We start from the raw sequence: 14,491 nt of genomic DNA on the forward strand, positions 1-14,491 counted from the left end.
CCGGCGCAGCACGCCGCCGCCGACACGGCGTCCGAGCGGCGGCAGGTGATGACGTACTGGACCGAGCGGCGCATGGAGGCCGCCCAGCCGCTGGACGTCCCCGACCCCAAGGTGGCGCCCGGTGCGGCGGAACCCCGCCAGGGCACGGCGTGGACCGCTCCACCCACCCGCGGCGGGTCGGGCGCCACCACGCAGGCGGCGCGCGGCTCGGGCGCGGCGTGGACCAAGGGCGGCGCGGTCGCGCGTACGACCGGGCGGATCTTCTTCACCACCCAGGGACGCAACGCCTCCTGCTCGGGCACCGCCGTCACCAGCGCCAACAAGAGCGTGGTGCTGACCGCAGGCCACTGCGTGAAGATGTCCGGCGCCTTCCACACGAACTGGGTCTTCGTCCCCGGCTACGACAAAGGTCAGCGCCCCTTCGGCACCTGGCCCGCCATCCGGCTGCTCACCACCCCGCAGTGGAACTCGGGCGAGGACATCAACTTCGACGTGGCCGCCGCCGTGGTCGCGCCGGTGAACGGCAAGACGCTGGTCGACACCGTCGGCGGCCAGGGCGTGGCCTTCAACCAGCCGCGCAGGCAGCAGATGTACGCCTTCGGCTACCCGGCGGCGGCCCCTTACGACGGCTCGAAGCTCGTCTACTGCAGCGGGCGGACGTTCGACGACTTCCTGGCCAGCCGCGGCCTCGGCCTGACCTGCGACATGACCGGCGGTTCGAGCGGCGGTCCCTGGATGCTGAATTTCACCGAGTCGACCGGGCTCGGCACCCAGAATTCCGTCAACAGCTTCAAATACAACTTCGCCCCCAACTGGATGTTCGGCCCCTATTTCGGGACCGAGGCCCAGGCCGTCTACCAAGCGGCGCAAACCACCAACGCAGCCTGAGGAATTCACCGAAAGTAGTCACAAGAACACATCTCGTGGGGCACACTCGGGGGCCATGACCTTGAGCACCCCCCTGCTTGCGGCCGCCTCGCTCATGGCGGGGCTGATCGGCCCCGCGCTCGCCGGCGCGGCACCCGCCCGCCAGCAGGCCGACACCCAGACCGGCACCCAGACCGGCACCCAGACCGGGACCCGGGCCGTCGTCTCCGCGAGTTTCGCGGAGCACGGGGACATCCACGGGGACATCCACGGGGACATCCACGGGGGCATCGTCGAGCACGTGGCCGCCAGGACGGCCGCCGACCAGCGGCGCGTGCTCGCGTACTGGACGCCGGAACGCATGGCGAAGGCCCTGCCGATCGACGTGCTCGGCCTCGTCGAACGCGGCCTCACCGGCGGCCTGAGCGGCATCACGAAGGGCCTCACGGGCAGCGCGGCCCCCGCGAACAGCGGCCCAGCGAGCGGGGCGCCGACGCGAGGCGCCGGGAGGTCGCACAGCGGTCCGGCGGGGCCGGGAGCGAGCGGTGCGGCGGGGACCGGCGGCGCTGCCGGAGCGAGCGGTGCGGGAACGAGCGGTGCGGGAACGAGCGGTGCGGAAGCGAGCGGTGCGGCGGGAGCGGGCGGGGAGTCGGCGTTGCCGTCGCCGCGTGAGCTCATGGCGGCCGCCCGCCCCCTCGCGCCGGCCGGGCCCGCGAAGCCGGCCACCAGCACGGCCGGCTCCCGCTGGATCACCGGCGGCCAGGTGGCGAGGACGACGGGCCGGGTGTTCCTGACCGTGGCGGGCGCCGACTTCGTCTGCTCGGCGAGCACGGTCAAGAGCGCCAACAGGGACGTCGTGGTCACCGCGGGCCACTGCGTGAAGGACGGCTCCGGCGAGTGGGCGGCGAACTGGACGTTCGTCCCGGGGTACGACACGGCCGACGGGCACCCGTACGGCCAGTACACCGCCCGCCGCATGTTCGTCGCCGGCCCGTGGTCGCGCAGCGGCGACGACGACTACGACGTCGGCATGGTCGCCCTGGCCACCTCGAGGGGCCGGCACGTGACGGACGTCGTCGGAGCCCAGAACATCGCCTTCAACACGGGCCGCGGCGGCCAGGCGTTCGGCTTCGGCTACCCGGCGGACCCGCCGTACGACGGCTCGCACCTGGTCTACTGCGCGGGCCGGCTCAAGAACGACCCGCACGGCCAGACCCGCGACCAGGGCCTCGGCTGCGACATGACGGCGGGCGCCAGCGGCGGCCCGTGGATGACGTCGTTCGACACCGCGACGGGCAGGGGCACGATAACGTCGCTGAGCAGCTTCAAGTACAGCGACGACCACCGCACGATGTACGGCCCGTACTTCGGCGACACGATCAAGTCTCTCTTCCGCACGGCCGAACGCGCCTAGGAAGGGGGGATCAGGACGGGCGGGGTGGCGGGCGCGCCGCGTCACCCCGCCGCGGTTCCTACAGCGACAGCCCGGTCAGGACCATGACCTTCTCGTACGTCAGGTCCTCCATGGCCGAGTGCAGCCCCTCGCGCCCGATGCCGGAGTCCTTGACCCCGCCGTAGGGCATCTGGTCGGCCCGGTACGACGGCACGTCCCCGATGATCACGCCGCCCACCTCCAGCTCCCGGTTGGCGCGGAAGGCGGCGTCGAGCGACCGGGTGAAGACACCGGCCTGCAGCCCGTACTTGGAGTCGTTGACCATCGCGTAAGCCTCGTCGATGGACGCGGCCGGCTGCAGGATCATGACGGGCCCGAAGACCTCCTCGCAGGCGACCTTGGCGTCGTGGGGCACGCCGGCCAGCACGGTCGGCTCGACGGTGGCGCCGTCGCGCCCGCCGCCCGTGAGCAGGGTGGCGCCGGCGTCGACCGCCTCGCGCACCCACTGCTCGACCCGCTCGGCGGCGGCCTCGGAGACGAGCGGCCCGACCTGGGTCTTCTCGTCGGCGGGATCGCCGGTGACGAGCGCGTTGACGGCGGGCAGCAGCCGCTCGGCGAACGCGTCGTAGACGGACTGCTCGACGATCACCCGCTGGACGGCGATGCAGCTCTGCCCGGCCTGGTAGTTGGAGTAGAGGGCGATGCGCTGGGCGGCCCAGTCGAGGTCGGCGTCGGCCAGCACGACGGCGGCGGCGTTGCCGCCCAGCTCCAGCGTCACGTGCTTGCGCGGCACCTGGTCGGCGATGGCGTAGCCGACGGGCGCCGAGCCGGTGAACGACACGACGGGCAGCCGGGGGTCGGTCACGAGGGCGGAGGCGCGCTCGTTCTCGATGGGCAGCACCGAGAACATGCCGGCGGGCAGGTCGGTCTCGGCCAGGATCTCGCCGAGCAGCAGCGAGGACAGCGGGGTGGCGGGCGCGGGCTTGACGATGATGGGCGCGCCGACGGCGATGGCGGGGGCGACCTTGTGGGCGACCAGGTTCAGCGGGAAGTTGAACGGGGTGATCGCCAGCACGGGGCCCTTGGGCACGCGGGAGACGTAGGCGAGCCGCCCGGCCGCGGCGGGCTCGGTGTCGAGCCGCTGCACGCCGCCGGACCAGCGCCGGGTCTCCTCGGCGGCGAAGCGGAAGGTGGCGACGGCCCTGCTCACCTCGCCGCGCGCCCACATGATGGGCTTGCCGTTCTCGGCGGTGATGAGGTGGGCGATCTCGTCGGCCCGCTCGGCGAGGCGGCGCGAGACGTGGGCGACTGCCTCCGCGCGTACGTGCACGGGCAGCGCGGCGGCCTGCCCGGCGACCGCGGCGGCGGCCGCGACGGCCTCCTCCACCTGGGCGTCGGTGGGCACCCAGTGCCGCGCGACCGCGCGGCCGTCGTGGGGGTTGGTGACAGTGAGCTCGGTCTCCCCGGTCGCGGCGCGGCCGGCCAGCCAGAAGGTACGCACGTCCATACCCCGACGTTATGCCACGCGTGCACGGGGGATTTACACCACGATGCACAAGACTCACACGAGGGCTCACCGTTAAGTACAAGCCCCGTTGTATACCCATGATGTAACAGAAGTAGACCCAATTCGGGATGTTTACCATGCGGAGTGGTTTGAGGGATCTCCGCCATGGCTAAGTCATCGGGTGCGGGTCTCCAGCGCGGTGGGCCCCCGATCAGAAAGGCGTGGGCCCCGTGACCGAACGACGTGAGGTCACAAGGACGCATAGCTCCTTGGCCACAAGGGAGGTCTCATGACCTCGGCGCCTCTGGGACTGCAGGGTGCTTACCTCCTGGGTGAGCGCGCCACCCACGACGAACTCCGCTCGCGTCTCCTCGACGTGGCCGTCAACCTGCTCCAGAGCGACGGGCCCGACAGCCTCACCATGCGCAGGATCGCCGCGGAAGCCGGCTGCACGACGACCGTCATCTACACGATGTTCGGCAACAGGGAAGGGCTGGCGGAGGCGCTCTATCTGGAGGGGTTCGAGCGCTTCCGCCGCTATCTGGAGGCCGTGCCGCAGCGGCGCAACCCGTACGAGCACCTGACCGCGCTCGGCCCCGCCTACCGGCAGGCGTGCCTGTCGGAGCCCGGCTACTACAGCCTGATGTTCGAGCGCGCGATCCCCGGCTTCGAGCCCAGCGAGCGCGCCCGCACCCTCGCCCGCGCCGCCCTGAACATCCTCGACCGCGTCATCGCCGACTGCATCTCGGCCGGCTACCTGATCCCGACGCAGCCCCGCAAGATCGCCGACGCGTTCTGGGCGGCCGCTCAGGGCGCGATCGGCCTGGAGCGGGCCGGGCACCTGCGCGACGGGCGCACCTACGAGGCCGTGACGACCGCGATCATCTGCTGTTACCAGGTCGAGAAGCCGGAGTAGCGCGGCTGCGCAGCGGCGGGCGGCCGGCCGCCTCCAGGGCGAGCCACAGCTCCGCGCGCACGCCGGGGTCGTCCAGGTCGCGGCCCAGCAGCTCCGCGACGCGTCTCATGCGGTAGCGCAGCGTGTGGCGGTGCACGCCGAGCCGCTGCGCCGCGGCGTCCCAGTGGCCGTTGCTCTCCAGGTACGCCCGCAGCGACTCCATGAGGTCGGCGCGGGAACCGTACGCGGTGAGCGGGGCCAGCACCGCCGTCGAGAACGCGTGGGCGGCGGCCGGGTCGAGCAGCGCGAGCAGCCCCTGCCCCGCGAGCTCGCCGAACTTGACGACCGGGCCCCTGCGCGTGTCCAGGGCCGCCTCCAGGGCCCGCCTGGCCTGGTCGAGCCCGTCGCGCAGGGTGCCGTAGCCGGTGGGCAGGCTCGCCCCGACCGGCGCGCCCGCGCTCAGCGCCACCTCATCCGCCTCCGGCTCGGGCACGAGCGCGACGACGTCCGGCACGCCGGTCAGCGCGGTGAACGTGACCGCCTCCAGCGCGTCCAGCGCGTCGGGCCCCGCCGCGAGCACCACCACGGGTGCGGCGGGCAGCCGGCCGCCCAGCCGGCCCAGCACCGCCCTGGCCCGCTCCTCCTCCCCCGCCAGCAGCAGCTCCAGCACGGCGGCCCGCAGGCTGCGCTCGGCCGCGCGCTGCGCCCTGCCCTGCTCCATGGACAGGGTGAGCAGCGAGCCCGCGGCGTTGATCACGGTCTGCGTGACGGGCGTGAACGCGTGCCCGGCCCCGACGGCGAAGAACCCCCGCGGCCGCCCGCCACCACCCAGCGGCTGCACCACGATGTGCTCACCCGGCGCGGAGAGCGCCAGACTCGCCGGCATCCGCCCATCCCCCACCTCGGCTCGCCGGGGGGTGTCCAGGGGGCGGCCGCGGCGGCGGGAGAGCTCGGCGGCGACGGCGTCCGTCCTGGCTCCTGGCGTGGCGTGGCGGACCTCGCCTGACTCGTCCAGCAGTGCCGCCCACCCGCCGACCTCCTTGGCCAGCCGGTCGATGACGGCGTGCACGCCCTCGGGCCGCAGCGCCGCCCGCGTCAGCCGGCCCTGGGCGGCGAAGGCGCGGCTGATCTCCTCGTACTGCTCGGCCGCGAGCAGCTCGCTGACGACCTTGCCGATGGCGATGAACGGCGTCTCGCGCGGCACCTCGAGCAGCGGCAGCCCGGCCGCCTCCGCGGCCTCGACGAGGGCGGGCGGCGTCTCCTCGTGCGAGACCCCGACGCCGAACCCGAGCCCGGCCACCCCGCGCCTGACGAGGCGGGCGACGTAGCCGGTCAGGTCGCCGTCCATGCGCAGGCCGGTGGTGAGCAGGAGCTCGCCGCCCTCCAGGTAGGGTGTCGGGTCGGCCAGCTCGCTGACGGCGACCCAGCGGACGGCCGCGTCGAGCACGCCGGGCCCCGAGGTGCCGGCCAGCGGCCTCAGGTGCATGCGGCGCATGACGGTCTGCAGCGTAGGCGGCATGCGGAATTTGTCCATTTCGGCTAAGACGACCGCTCCCAGTGTTACATATCGACGTATCGGCGCAGGTGAAAGCCCGCCATAACGTCGAAGCATGAGCATTCCCCAGGAGCGGCGCGTCGTGACCGCCATCCCAGGCCCGAAGTCGCAGGAGTTGCTGGCCCGCAAGCAGGCCGCCGTCCCACCCGGCATCGGCACGACCCTGCCGGTCTTCGTCACCCGCGCGGGCGGCGGGGTGGTGCAGGACGCCGACGGGAACTCGCTGATCGACTTCGGCTCCGGCATCGCCGTGACGAACGTGGGCAACGCCGCGCCCAAGGTCGTCGAGCGGGTGCGGAAGCAGGTCGCCGAGTTCACCCACACCTGCTTCATGGTCACCCCGTACGAGTCGTACGTGCAGGTGTGCGAGAAGCTCAACGAGCTGACGCCGGGCGAGCACGAGAAGCGTACGTTCCTGGTGAACTCGGGCGCCGAGGCCGTGGAGAACGCGGTCAAGATCGCCAGGCACGCGACGGGCCGCCCGGGGGTCGTGGTGTTCGACCACGGCTACCACGGCCGCACGCTGCTGACGATGACGCTGACGGCCAAGAACATGCCGTACAAGCAGGGGTTCGGGCCGTTCGCGCCGGAGGTCTACCGGGTGCCGCTGGCCTACCCGTTCCGCTGGCCGACGGGTCCTGACAACTGCGCCGAAGAGGCGGCCGAGCAGGCCATCGACCTCATCACCAAGCAGATAGGCGCGCAGAACGTGGCCGCCGTGGTGATCGAGCCGATCGCAGGCGAGGGCGGCTTCATCGTGCCGGCCAGGGGTTTCCTGCCGCGCATCGCGGAGTTCTGCCGGGCGAACGGGATCGTGTTCGTGGCCGACGAGGTGCAGACCGGATTCGCGCGTACGGGGACGCTGTTCGCCTGTGAGGACGAGGGCGTCGTGCCGGACATCATCGCCACGGCCAAGGGGATCGCGGGCGGCCTGCCGCTGGCGGCGGTGACCGGGCGCGCGGAGATCATGGACAAGGTGCACGCGGGCGGGCTCGGCGGCACGTACGGCGGCAACCCGCTGGCCTGCGAGGCCGCGCTGGGCGTGCTGGAGACGATCGAGTCCGAGGACCTGGTGGCCAGGGCCAGGCGGATCGGCGAGATCATGCTGCCCCGCCTGGAGGCGCTCAAGGAGCGCTTCGGCGTGATCGGCGACGTCAGGGGCCGGGGCGCGATGATCGCGATCGAGCTGGTCGAGCCGGGCACCAAGGAGCCGAACCCGGCGGCCGTCGCGGAGGTCGTCAAGCGCTGCCACGCGGAGGGCCTGCTGGTGCTGACGGCCGGCACGTACGGCAACGTGCTGCGCTTCCTGCCGCCGCTGGTCATCCCCGAGCACCTGCTGGAGGAGGGCCTCGGCATCCTGGAGAAGGCCATCGCCGACCTCTAGACGAAACCCTACGAAACGGGCACCCAGCTTGCGGCTGGTTGCCCGTTTTTGTGGTGTAAAAGGCGTCGCTCGGGTAGAGAATTCACCCTGACTTGACGCTCAGCAGGACGCTCACGGCCACGGTCAGGGTTATAACGGTTGCGACATGCGGAGAGTCCCATGGGCGGTGGGAGCGTGATGAGCTGGGGTGCGACCAGAACGGCGCAGGACATGTTGACGTTCGACCCTGAGGGCCTGACCTGGGCCCAGCGCGACGGCGACGCCTGCGTCGTCTGCCACAAGCGATGGCCGCGCCCGCGCGTGCGCGTGGGCCGCCTGCCCGACGACGCACCGGTCCTCGCGTGCGCCGACTGCGCCGAGGCCCTCGTGCCGGCGCCCATGGCCACCGTGGTGGCCTTCCCGTCCCGCTGACGCACGACGAGCGCGGCGAGACGCCCCGGGATAGAGGGGAAGGCCCGGGGCGCCTCAGAGCGAGCCCGCCCAGCGGGGGAGAAGGGCGAGCCCGCGGCACGGTCAGGTGGGGGCGGCCACCACTTACTTCATGAGCTCCTGCCACCGCTTGGCCCAGGTGGCGTAGTCAGTGCATTCCCCGTCGTCCGCGTGGCAACCCCCGGGCGGCCGCACCGCGAAGTGCACCTTGCCGAGCCGCTTGTCGTCGCCCATCCCGTACGTCCGGCACATCGCCCTGGCCCGTCCCTTGCACGCCTTGCCGTTGGCGGGCGCCATGCCCGTCCATGCGGCGGCGTCGCGCTGCGCGTCGGTCGCGGTCACCCAGTTGAGCCAGCGGTAGGCGCAGGTGGCGTCGGGGACGTTCGCGCTGAGCATCCAGGAGTCGAGCCAGCCGAGCGTGGCCCGCGTCTTCACGGTCTCGAGGGGCACCCCCGCCTTCTGCAGGAGCAGCCGGTAGTAGGGGGTGAGCTGGGCATAGTCGAGCGCGCCCGTCGCGAAGCCCTTGACGAGGTCGACGGGGTTGCGCCAGTAGGTGCGGTCCTTGTTGCGGTCGAGCAGCGCCATGGCCTTGTCCAGGTCGGCCTCGCTCAGCTCGTACGGCTCCTTCGCCCCCTCGGCCAGCGCCGCGGCGGCGATCGTCAGCGGGCTGTCCCTGAGCGCCGCCCGCGTCGAGGAGAACACCTGCTCGAGGTCGCCGCCCGTGTTGCGGTCGCGGACGAACTCGTCGTACGCCCACAGATACGGCACCCCATACGACTTGCCCGACACGGTGGTCATGTCGCGAAACCGCTTGTCGAGATCGGTGTAGCCGCTCACCTTGGCCGGGTCGATCGGCTGCGCCCACTTGCGCTGGATCAGGTCGGCCGCCAGCACGGGACCGGCCGTGACGACGTCGTAGGGCCGGTCGTCCACCCGCGCGGCCAGCTCTTCCGCGGTCTGCGCGATGTCGAGCCTGGCGATGCGGCAGCCGGTCTCCTTCTCGAACGAGCCGACCCAGTTGACGCGGGAGCTGACGCCGCCGTACTCGGCGTAGCCACGGTAGGTGAGGATCTGCAGCGTGCCGTCGAGCTGGGTGGCGCTCGGTGCGGGCGTGGGTGTGGGCGTGGGTGTGGGCGTGGAGGTCGCGCTGGGCTTGGCCGTGGGGGTGGGCATGGGCCGCACGCCCTGAGGCCCGGGAACGGCCGCAGGAGCCGCCGCGCCCATGCCCGCGACCAGCGCCGTCGCGGCGAGCGCCAGGGCATAAGTACGACGACCGTTCACGATGTCCCCCCTTGTCCGTCGTGCTGGAGCTTACCGGGGACGGGAGCGGGAGGAACGGTCGTTCCTCCCGCCCGTGAGCGCCGCTTACCCGTTCGTGGGGAAGCCCAGGTTCACGCCGCCGTGCGAGGGGTCGAGCCAGCGCGAGGTGACGACCTTGCCGCGGGTGTAGAAGTGGACGCCCTCCGTGCCGTGCACGTGCGTGTCGCCGAACAGCGACGACTTCCAGCCGCCGAAGCTGTAGAACGCCATGGGCACGGGGATCGGCACGTTGATCCCGATCATGCCGACCTCGACCTCGTTCTGGAAGCGCCTGGCCGCGCCGCCGTCGTTGGTGAAGATGGCGGTGCCGTTGCCGTACAGGCCGTTGTTGATGACCTCCAGGCCCTCCTCGTACGAGGAGACGCGCACGATCGACAGCACCGGGCCGAAGATCTCGTCGGTGTGCGTGCGTGACCCGACGGGCACGTGGTCGAGCACGGTCGGCCCGAGCCAGAAGCCGGGCGTCTCGGCCGCCTTGCCGCCGCCCAGCACGGGCGTCTCGCGGCCGTCCACGACCAGCTTGGCGCCCTCCTCGACGCCGAGGTCGAGGTAGGAGGCGACCTTGTCGCGGTGCGGCCCGGTGACGAGCGGCCCCATCTCGGACTTGGGGTCGTCGCCCGGGCCGACCACGAGCCTGCCGACCCGTTCGACGATCTTGCCCACCAGCTCGTCGCCGATCGGGTCCACGGCCAGCACGACGGAGATCGCCATGCACCGCTCACCCGCCGAGCCGAACCCGGCCGAGACCGCCGAGTCGGCCACCAGGTCGAGGTCGGCGTCGGGCAGCACCAGCATGTGGTTCTTGGCGCCGCCGAGCGCCTGGACGCGCTTGCCGTGGGCGGTGCCGGTCTCGTAGACGTACTGGGCGATGGGGGTGGAGCCGACGAACGACACCGCGCGCACGTCGGGGTGCTCAAGCAGCCGGTCCACGCTCACCTTGTCGCCCTGCACCACGTTGAACACGCCGTCGGGCAGCCCGGCCTCCTGCCACAGCCGCGCCATGAGCAGCGAGGCCGACGGGTCGCGCTCCGACGGCTTCAGCACGAACGCGTTGCCGCAGGCGATCGCGATCGGGTACATCCACATCGGCACCATGGCCGGGAAGTTGAACGGCGTGATGCCGGCCACCACGCCGAGCGGCTGGCGGATCGAGTAGGAGTCGACCCGGGTCGAGACGCCCTCGGAGAAGCCGCCCTTGAGCAGGTGCGGGATCCCGCAGGCGAACTCGACGACCTCCAGGCCGCGGGCCACCTCGCCGAGCGCGTCGGAGTGCACCTTGCCGTGCTCGGCCGAGATGAGGGCGGCCAGCTCGTCGCGGTGGGCGTACATCAGCTCGCGGAAGCGGAACAGCACCTGCGTGCGCTTGGTGAGCGAGGCGTCCCGCCAGGCGGGGTAGGCCGCGACGGCCGCCGCGACGGCGGCGTCGACGTCGGCGGCCGAGGCGAGCGCGACGTGGCCGCTCACCTCGCCGGTGGCCGGGTTGAAGATCTCCGCGGTACGCGCGGAGTCACCGTCGGCGAGTGCGCCGCCGATCCAGTGCTTGACGGACTTCACTGGGCCGCTGCCTCCGCGTCGATGGTCTCCAGGGCGGTCACGATGATGCCGAGCCCCTCGGTGGCCTCGTCCACGCTGAGGGTGAGCGGCGGCGCCATGCGGATGGCGGTGCCGTACAGGCCGCCCTTGCCGGCCAGCAGGCCCGCCCGCTTGGTCAGCTCCATGAAGCGGCCCGCCTGGGCGGGGCTCTCCAGCTCGACGGCGAACATCAGGCCCTTGCCGCGCACGTCCTTGACCACGGACAGGCGCTGCGCCGCGGCCTTGAGGCCGCTGATGATGATCTCCCCGGTACGGGCGGCGTTGGCCTGGAGGTCGTGGTCGAGCACGTAGTCGAGGGTGGCGTTGGCGGCGGCCATGGCGATGGGGTTGCCGCCGAAGGTGGACAGGCCCACCGCGTGCGGCGCGTCCATGAGGTCGCCGCGCGCGACGACGCCGCCCACCGCGAACCCGTTGCCGAGCCCCTTGGCGAAGGTCATCATGTCGGGCGTCACGCCGTGGTTGCCGATGCCGAAGAACGAGCTGCCGGTGCGGCCCCAGCCGGTCTGCACCTCGTCGGAGATGAACAGGATGCCCTGCTCGTCCAGCACCTCCTTGTAGGCGGCGAACAGCCCGTCGGGGGCCATCGTGAACCCGCCCACGCCCTGGATCGGCTCGGCGATCAGCGCCGCCACGTCGTTGGAGACGGAGGTGGCGAGGACGTGGCGCAGGTCGTCCACGCACGCCTTGATGTAGTCGGCGTCCGATAGGCCCTTGAACTGGGTCAGGTGCCGGTCGGCGCCGTGCAGGAAGTGCACGTTGAGCGGGGAGAGCGAGTTGTTCTTCCACGACCGGTTGGCGGTGACGCTGATCGCGCCGAAGCTGCGCCCGTGGTAGCTCTGCCGCATGGCCAGCACCTGGTCGCTCTTACGCGCGTACGTGGCCAGCAGCAGCGCGGTCTCGTTGGCCTCGGTGCCCGAGTTGGTGAAGAACACCTTGGCGTCGGGGATGCCGGACAGCCGCGCGATCTTCTCGGCCAGCTCGATCTGCCCCCGCAGCAAGTAGACCGTGCTGGTGTGGACGACACCGGTGGCGAGCTGGCGTTCGACGGCCTCGCGCACCTCCGGCACGTCGTACCCGATCATGTTGGTCAGGATCCCGGCGAAGAAGTCGAGGTAGCTCTTGCCGTCCGCGTCGATGACGCGGTTGCCCTTGCCGCTGACGATCTCGATGGGCTCGTTGTAGTTGAGTGCCAGCCAGTTGGGCAGCACTGCCCGGTGGCGCGCGAGTAGGTCCGACATGTTATCGAGTATCCCTTTCCGGTCGGGTGCCCTCCTATGTGCAACGTGTCGACGCGGCGGGAAAATGCCTTACACAGTGGAAACCCGTCACACGGGGCTGCCCTCAGGGGCGGGCGCGGGAGTGGCGGCGGGCGCCGGCGGGCGCAGCACGCTGACGGCCAGCAGCGCGGCGGCCACGCAGAAGGCGCCGCCCACCCACGAGCCGAGGTGCATGGCCGAGGTGAAGGCCTCGTTGGCGACGTCGGCGAGCCCGAGCCCGTGCGCGCCGCCGATCGACTCCCTGGCGGCGGCCGGCAGGTCGGCCGGCATCTCCGAGGTGTAGCGCCCGGCCAGCACGCTGCCGAGCACCGCGATGCTGAGCGCCATGCCCACCTGCTGCACGGTGTCGTTGAGCGCGGAGCCGACCCCGGCATGGTCGACGGGGATGGCGCCCATCAGCGAGGCGTACGCCGACGGCCCCGCCAGCCCGCCGCCCATGCCCATGATCACCAGACCGGTCAGCAGCGGCAGGTAGCCGGTGGTCAGCGCCATCACCACGAAGCCGCCCGCCATGAGCAGCAGCCCCGCGCCGACCAGCACCCGGTTGCTCAGCCGCCGCCCGAGCCCGGCGCCCACGCCGTTGAAGATCGCGGCGGCCACCGCGTACGGCAGCATGGCGAGCCCCGCCTGCATCTCCCCGTAGCCCAGCACGAACTGCAGGTACTGGGTCAGCATGAGCATCACGGCGCCGGCGCCGAACGACATGAGCAGGATCGAGAACGAGGCGCCGCTGAAGTTGCGGTTGGCGAACAGGTGCAGCGGCAGCATCGGCTGCTCCTGCCTGCGCTCCCAGATCACGAACGCGGCCAGCGCGAGCACCGCGAGCGCGATGATCGGGACGTTCCACTCCCGCTCGATGATCACGTAGACGCCCGCGGTCAGGCCGACGATCGACAGCACCACGCCGACGGGGTCGATCCTGCGGGCCGGGCTGCGGCTCTCGGGCATCAGGACGACGGCGGCCACGATGGCGATCGCCGCCACCGGCACGTTCAGCAGGAAGACCGAGCCCCACCAGTAGTGCTCCAGCAGGAAGCCGCCCAGCGTGGGCCCCGACACCATGCCGACCAGGGCCACCGCGCTCCAGCCCGCCATCGCCTTGCGCCGCTCGTCGGCGTCGAAGACGGTCATCAGGATCGACAGCGTGGACGGCATCACCAGCGAGCCGCCGACGCCCATGAGGAAGCGGGCGGCGATCAGCTGCCAGGGCTCGGTGACGACCAGGGCCAGCAGGGACGCGCCGCCAAAGAACGCCAGCCCGACGATGAGGAAGCGGCGGCGGCCGTACTTGTCGGACAGGCTGCCCGCGGTCAGCAGCAGGCCGGCGAAGGCCAGCACGTAAGCGTCGAGGATCCACTGGATGTCCGCCGGCGTCGCGCCCAACTCCTGGTTGAGCGACGGGATGGCCAGGTTGAGGACGGTGTTGTCGATGACCAGCACCAGCAATGCCAGGCAGAGGGCGGCCAGGATCCACCATCGGCGCGGGTCTCGTACGGTGTTCGAGTTCACTCGCACACCGTACGACAACTCTCGCACAGTGTGCGAGAGGTTTTATCCTTGAGGCATGAGCAGCAAGCCGTTCTCCTCCGTCTGGGTCCGCGAGCCCCGCAAGAGCGCCGCCCCCGGCCGCAGCAGGGAGGAGATCGTCGCCGCCGCCGTCGAGCTGCTCGACCAGGAAGGGCTGAGCGGCCTCAGCATGCGCAAGCTCGGTGCCAAGCTGGGCACCGGCGCCACCAGCCTCTACTGGTACGTCGCCCACAAGGACGAGCTGCTCGAACTCGCCTACGACGAGGTGTGGGCGGAGATGACCGTGCCCGACCCCGACGAGGTGGGCTGGCGCGACGCCACGTCCGTGCTGGCCTACAGCATGCGCGAGGTGGTCCTGCGCCACCCCTGGTCGGGCGACTTGATCGGCCGCCTGCCCGCGCTCGGGCCCAACGCGATGCGGGTCGCCGACCGGATGCGCCGGATGTTCAAGGCCGCCGGGTTCCAGGGCTTCGACGTCGACTTCGCCGGCTCCACGCTCACCGCGTACGTGTTCGGCATGACGATCCCCGAGATCGCCTGGAACGCCACGATGGGCGACCGCGACTACGACGCCGACGAGATGCGCGCCACCGTCCGCAAGGCCGCCGCGGCCCACCCCGAGATGCTGGAGAGCATCGACATGGACGTCTACGACGATCCCGACGCCATCCGGGCGCTGTGTTTCGACTTCGGCCTCGTGTCGGTGCTCGACGGTCTTGAGCGGCGGCTCGCGCCGTAGCAGGA

At 71.6% G+C, this 14,491-nt stretch carries 12 protein-coding genes; 6 read left to right on the forward strand and 6 right to left on the reverse strand.

Translation table 11 applies throughout. The features are described 5' to 3' along the window. Window positions 1-48: 48 nt before the first annotated feature. The gene (locus tag AB0K12_RS32195) at window positions 49-888 is read left to right on the forward strand and encodes a peptidase (protein ID WP_364569566.1); all 840 of its coding nucleotides are present in this window, start codon (window positions 49-51) and stop codon (window positions 886-888) included. 55 nt (window positions 889-943) lie between these two features. Next, window positions 944-2,281 (forward strand): trypsin-like serine protease, encoded by a 1,338-nt coding sequence (locus AB0K12_RS32200; RefSeq protein ID WP_364569568.1) that lies wholly within the window; start codon window positions 944-946, stop codon window positions 2,279-2,281. A gap of 58 nt (window positions 2,282-2,339) precedes the next feature. Here AB0K12_RS32200 and AB0K12_RS32205 read toward each other — a convergent pair whose 3' ends face one another. Next, on the reverse strand, window positions 2,340-3,767 hold the full coding sequence (locus AB0K12_RS32205; RefSeq protein ID WP_364569571.1) for an aldehyde dehydrogenase family protein: 1,428 nt from the start codon (window positions 3,765-3,767) through the stop codon (window positions 2,340-2,342). A gap of 289 nt (window positions 3,768-4,056) precedes the next feature. Between AB0K12_RS32205 and AB0K12_RS32210 the strand changes: the two genes are divergently transcribed. Continuing rightward, the gene (locus AB0K12_RS32210; protein ID WP_364569574.1) at window positions 4,057-4,683 is read left to right on the forward strand and encodes a TetR/AcrR family transcriptional regulator; all 627 of its coding nucleotides are present in this window, start codon (window positions 4,057-4,059) and stop codon (window positions 4,681-4,683) included. On the opposite strand, the gene AB0K12_RS32215 is transcribed toward AB0K12_RS32210, so the two are convergent. Then, a complete protein-coding gene (locus AB0K12_RS32215) occupies window positions 4,649-6,181 on the reverse strand; it encodes a PucR family transcriptional regulator (RefSeq protein ID WP_364569577.1) in 1,533 nt (510 codons plus the stop codon). The genes AB0K12_RS32210 and AB0K12_RS32215 overlap by 35 nt on opposite strands. A 91-nt stretch (window positions 6,182-6,272) precedes the next feature. Between AB0K12_RS32215 and gabT the strand changes: the two genes are divergently transcribed. Both gabT and AB0K12_RS32225 read left to right on the forward strand, forming a co-directional pair. Continuing rightward, complete coding sequence (gene gabT / locus AB0K12_RS32220) at window positions 6,273-7,601, forward strand: 4-aminobutyrate--2-oxoglutarate transaminase (RefSeq protein ID WP_364569580.1); 1,329 nt, start codon at window positions 6,273-6,275, stop codon at window positions 7,599-7,601. A gap of 159 nt (window positions 7,602-7,760) precedes the next feature. After that, a complete protein-coding gene (locus AB0K12_RS32225) occupies window positions 7,761-8,012 on the forward strand; it encodes a hypothetical protein (RefSeq protein WP_364569583.1) in 252 nt (83 codons plus the stop codon). A gap of 123 nt (window positions 8,013-8,135) precedes the next feature. On the opposite strand, the gene AB0K12_RS32230 is transcribed toward AB0K12_RS32225, so the two are convergent. The 4 genes from AB0K12_RS32230 to AB0K12_RS32245 all read right to left on the reverse strand — a co-directional run bounded on the left by AB0K12_RS32230 (window position 8,136) and on the right by AB0K12_RS32245 (window position 13,729). Beyond that, complete coding sequence (locus AB0K12_RS32230; RefSeq protein ID WP_364569585.1) at window positions 8,136-9,311, reverse strand: extracellular solute-binding protein; 1,176 nt, start codon at window positions 9,309-9,311, stop codon at window positions 8,136-8,138. Between the two features lie 84 nt (window positions 9,312-9,395). After that, on the reverse strand, window positions 9,396-10,904 hold the full coding sequence (locus AB0K12_RS32235) for a CoA-acylating methylmalonate-semialdehyde dehydrogenase (protein ID WP_364569588.1): 1,509 nt from the start codon (window positions 10,902-10,904) through the stop codon (window positions 9,396-9,398). Then, on the reverse strand, window positions 10,901-12,181 hold the full coding sequence (locus tag AB0K12_RS32240; RefSeq protein ID WP_364569591.1) for an aspartate aminotransferase family protein: 1,281 nt from the start codon (window positions 12,179-12,181) through the stop codon (window positions 10,901-10,903). The genes AB0K12_RS32235 and AB0K12_RS32240 overlap by 4 nt, the downstream gene beginning before the upstream one ends. An 87-nt stretch (window positions 12,182-12,268) precedes the next feature. Beyond that, window positions 12,269-13,729, reverse strand: coding sequence for an MFS transporter (locus tag AB0K12_RS32245; RefSeq protein ID WP_364569594.1), 1,461 nt, complete (start codon window positions 13,727-13,729; stop codon window positions 12,269-12,271). Window positions 13,730-13,784: 55 nt separating this feature from the next. Between AB0K12_RS32245 and AB0K12_RS32250 the strand changes: the two genes are divergently transcribed. Beyond that, window positions 13,785-14,486, forward strand: coding sequence for a TetR/AcrR family transcriptional regulator (locus AB0K12_RS32250; protein ID WP_364569597.1), 702 nt, complete (start codon window positions 13,785-13,787; stop codon window positions 14,484-14,486). The last annotated feature ends 5 nt before the right edge of the window (window positions 14,487-14,491 follow it).

Origin of the sequence: Nonomuraea sp. NPDC049419, from assembly GCF_040676995.1 — a bacterium.
Taxonomy (GTDB): Bacteria; Actinomycetota; Actinomycetes; order Streptosporangiales; family Streptosporangiaceae; genus Nonomuraea; species Nonomuraea salmonea.

Coding starts and splice junctions, on each gene's coding strand:
- AB0K12_RS32205 (WP_364569571.1), bottom strand. CDS start 3,767: ATGGACGTGCGTACCTTCTGGCTGGCCGGCCGCGCCGCGACCGGGGAG.
- AB0K12_RS32240 (WP_364569591.1), bottom strand. CDS start 12,181: ATGTCGGACCTACTCGCGCGCCACCGGGCAGTGCTGCCCAACTGGCTG.
- AB0K12_RS32200 (WP_364569568.1), top strand. CDS start 944: ATGACCTTGAGCACCCCCCTGCTTGCGGCCGCCTCGCTCATGGCGGGG.
- AB0K12_RS32210 (WP_364569574.1), top strand. CDS start 4,057: ATGACCTCGGCGCCTCTGGGACTGCAGGGTGCTTACCTCCTGGGTGAG.
- AB0K12_RS32215 (WP_364569577.1), bottom strand. CDS start 6,181: ATGCCGCCTACGCTGCAGACCGTCATGCGCCGCATGCACCTGAGGCCG.
- AB0K12_RS32250 (WP_364569597.1), top strand. CDS start 13,785: ATGAGCAGCAAGCCGTTCTCCTCCGTCTGGGTCCGCGAGCCCCGCAAG.
- gabT (WP_364569580.1), top strand. CDS start 6,273: ATGAGCATTCCCCAGGAGCGGCGCGTCGTGACCGCCATCCCAGGCCCG.
- AB0K12_RS32225 (WP_364569583.1), top strand. CDS start 7,761: ATGGGCGGTGGGAGCGTGATGAGCTGGGGTGCGACCAGAACGGCGCAG.
- AB0K12_RS32195 (WP_364569566.1), top strand. CDS start 49: ATGACGTACTGGACCGAGCGGCGCATGGAGGCCGCCCAGCCGCTGGAC.